At 56.1% G+C, this 604-nt stretch carries 2 pseudogenes; both read right to left on the reverse strand.

Annotated elements, in window-relative coordinates:
- A pseudogene (locus KQJ19_RS23815) lies at nucleotides 1-535 on the reverse strand (nickel transporter); the annotation flags it as partial.
- Nucleotides 526-604: pseudogene (locus tag KQJ19_RS23820) on the reverse strand (DUF1007 domain-containing protein); the annotation flags it as partial. The pseudogenes KQJ19_RS23815 and KQJ19_RS23820, both read right to left, overlap by 10 nt.

Here is a 604-nt window from a genome sequence, read left to right on the forward strand (position 1 = left end):
GACGCAGCAACTGGCGCAATTTCTTCAGCGCACGGACGCACAATAAAACGCCCAACACGCCAACCAGCGCATAACTCCCTTTCTCCAGCCAGAAACTACTCATATGTAGCTGTCGTGCAGGCAACTGCAAAATGGTGAGCACCACAACCACCAGCCCGATGGCGACCAGTCCCTGTAATAAAGATGAGGCCAGCGTCAGGCCAATACTCGACCTCAGCTTCGAGGGATGTGTTGCCAGCCAGGTGGTAATGACGACTTTTCCATGTCCTGGTCCCAACGCATGCAGCACACCATAGAGAAAACTAAACAGCAGCAGCGATCCCCCGGCCTGGGCCGGATTGGCGGCAACGGCTTTCAGCAAACCGCTCATCTGCTGGTTAACGTCGCGCTGCCAGACGACACTCTTCATCATCACCTGCGGCCAGGCCTGCCATAGCCACAGTATGCCGACTGCAGCCAACAGTAAAAACACCGCCAGCGGCCATAGTGTCAGCCAGCGGCGTCTGGCGGCGCGTTGTTGATAAACTACGGACATTGCAGCGTCACCGTCTGTGCAAACTGTTTACCCAACTCCATATCCTCCGGCGGTGCGTCTTCTTTATCC

The organism is Citrobacter sp. S46_ASV_140 (genome assembly GCF_018919545.1).
Taxonomy (GTDB): Bacteria; Pseudomonadota; Gammaproteobacteria; order Enterobacterales; family Enterobacteriaceae; genus Citrobacter; species Citrobacter braakii.